Source organism: Algibacter pectinivorans, from assembly GCF_900112595.1.
Taxonomy (GTDB): Bacteria; Bacteroidota; Bacteroidia; order Flavobacteriales; family Flavobacteriaceae; genus Algibacter_B; species Algibacter_B pectinivorans.
In genome coordinates this window covers 1-2,723 of record NZ_FOMI01000019.1, presented here as the reverse complement: position 1 = coordinate 2,723, position 2,723 = coordinate 1, and the positions used below count along the sequence as shown (strand labels likewise).

Genomic DNA, 2,723 nt, shown 5'->3' with positions numbered 1-2,723 from the left:
ATTCTAATTAGTTGTTAAAAGATGTCGACTTAATTAAATTAAGATTGGCACATAAAATTTAACGATGAAGAGTTTGATCCTGGCTCAGGATGAACGCTAGCGGCAGGCCTAACACATGCAAGTCGAGGGGTAACATAGAGTGCTTGCATTCTGATGACGACCGGCGCACGGGTGCGTAACGCGTATAGAATCTACCTTACACTGAGGGATAGCCTTTGGAAACGAAGATTAATACCTCATAGTATACATGCTTCTCATGGAGCTTGTATTAAAGGTTACGGTGTAAGATGACTATGCGTCCTATTAGCTAGATGGTAAGGTAACGGCTTACCATGGCGACGATAGGTAGGGGCCCTGAGAGGGGGATCCCCCACACTGGTACTGAGACACGGACCAGACTCCTACGGGAGGCAGCAGTGAGGAATATTGGACAATGGAGGCAACTCTGATCCAGCCATGCCGCGTGCAGGAAGACTGCCCTATGGGTTGTAAACTGCTTTTATACAGGAAGAAACATCTCTACGTGTAGAGACTTGACGGTACTGTAAGAATAAGGATCGGCTAACTCCGTGCCAGCAGCCGCGGTAATACGGAGGATCCAAGCGTTATCCGGAATCATTGGGTTTAAAGGGTCCGTAGGTGGATAATTAAGTCAGAGGTGAAAGTTTGCAGCTCAACTGTAAAATTGCCTTTGATACTGGTTATCTTGAATTATTGTGAAGTAGTTAGAATATGTAGTGTAGCGGTGAAATGCATAGATATTACATAGAATACCAATTGCGAAGGCAGATTACTAACAATCAATTGACACTGATGGACGAAAGCGTAGGTAGCGAACGGGATTAGATACCCCGGTAGTCTACGCCGTAAACGATGGATACTAGCTGTTGGACTTCGGTTCAGTGGCTAAGCGAAAGTGATAAGTATCCCACCTGGGGAGTACGTTCGCAAGAATGAAACTCAAAGGAATTGACGGGGGCCCGCACAAGCGGTGGAGCATGTGGTTTAATTCGATGATACGCGAGGAACCTTACCAGGGCTTAAATGTAGATTGACAGGTTTAGAGATAGACTTTTCTTCGGACAATTTACAAGGTGCTGCATGGTTGTCGTCAGCTCGTGCCGTGAGGTGTCAGGTTAAGTCCTATAACGAGCGCAACCCCTGTTGTTAGTTGCCAGCGAGTCAAGTCGGGAACTCTAACAAGACTGCCAGTGCAAACTGTGAGGAAGGTGGGGATGACGTCAAATCATCACGGCCCTTACGTCCTGGGCTACACACGTGCTACAATGGTAGGGACAGAGAGCAGCCACTGGGCGACCAGGAGCGAATCTATAAACCCTATCACAGTTCGGATCGGAGTCTGCAACTCGACTCCGTGAAGCTGGAATCGCTAGTAATCGCATATCAGCCATGATGCGGTGAATACGTTCCCGGGCCTTGTACACACCGCCCGTCAAGCCATGGAAGCTGGGAGTGCCTGAAGTCCGTCACCGTAAGGAGCGGCCTAGGGTAAAATCGGTAACTAGGGCTAAGTCGTAACAAGGTAGCCGTACCGGAAGGTGCGGCTGGAACACCTCCTTTCTAGAGAAAGACGACTAATAAGTATCAACAAACTATTATGATAAGTAGTTTATTCTCATTGCTGTTAATTTAAAATAAACAATTTAGTAGAGTCTCATAGCTCAGCTGGTTAGAGCGCTACACTGATAATGTAGAGGTCGGCAGTTCGAGTCTGCCTGAGACTACTAACTACTAAATAAAAGGAAATTCTAGAAGAAGTAATCCACCAAACGAGTCGGCACAAGCGACTGCAACCTGCAGACTGTGGACTGCGACTAGAAACGGGGGATTAGCTCAGCTGGCTAGAGCGCCTGCCTTGCACGCAGGAGGTCATCGGTTCGACTCCGATATTCTCCACGAATTACGAGAGTAATTAAAGTTCATTGACATATTGAAAAAAGATACATGAAAATAGTATTAGAATTATCTAATCTATTTTAAAGTAATAATTAGGATTAATTAGTATCACGAGCGATAACTAATTAATCATATTATAATAATAAAATCGTTTATTATTATAGTAAACTCATTAAAAAAGCAAAAAGTACAATAAGCTAAATAAGGGCGTATGGGGAATGCCTAGGCTCTCAGAGGCGATGAAGGACGTGATAAGCTGCGAAAAGTTGCGGGGATCTGCACACAAGAATTGATCCGCAAATATCCGAATGGGGCAACCCACTATATTGAAGATATAGTATGCAGTAATGCAAGCAAACCCGGAGAACTGAAACATCTAAGTACCCGGAGGAGAAGAAAACAAAAGTGATTCCGATAGTAGCGGCGAGCGAAATTGGATTAGCCCAAACCAAAGTTGTTACGGCAATTTTGGGGTTGTAGGACCACGATATTTGAAGCATAATGAATTAGAATTGTTTGGAAAGACAAGCCATAGACGGTGATAGCCCGGTATAAGTAAAGCGTGTGAATCTAGTGGTATCCTGAGTAGTGCGGGGCACGTGAAACCCTGTATGAAACAGTCGGGACCATCCGATAAGGCTAAATACTCCTGAGAGACCGATAGTGAACTAGTACCGTGAGGGAAAGGTGAAAAGAACCCTGAATAAGGGAGTGAAATAGAACCTGAAACCATACGCTTACAAGCGGTCGGAGCAGACTTGATCTGTGACGGCGTGCCTTTTGCATAATGAGCCTACGAGTTACCG

General features: G+C 45.2%; 2 tRNA genes and 2 rRNA genes. All 4 read left to right on the top strand.

The features are described 5' to 3' along the window. The first annotated feature begins 61 nt into the window (after positions 1 to 61). Positions 62 to 1,581: ribosomal RNA gene (locus tag BMY96_RS15805) — 16S ribosomal RNA — on the top strand. 90 nt (positions 1,582 to 1,671) lie between these two features. Continuing rightward, a tRNA-Ile gene (locus BMY96_RS15800) sits at positions 1,672 to 1,745 on the top strand. A 98-nt stretch (positions 1,746 to 1,843) separates the two neighbouring features. Further along, positions 1,844 to 1,917 (top strand) — tRNA-Ala (locus BMY96_RS15795). Between the two features lie 191 nt (positions 1,918 to 2,108). Further along, positions 2,109 to 2,723: ribosomal RNA gene (locus BMY96_RS15790) — 23S ribosomal RNA — on the top strand; the annotation flags it as partial.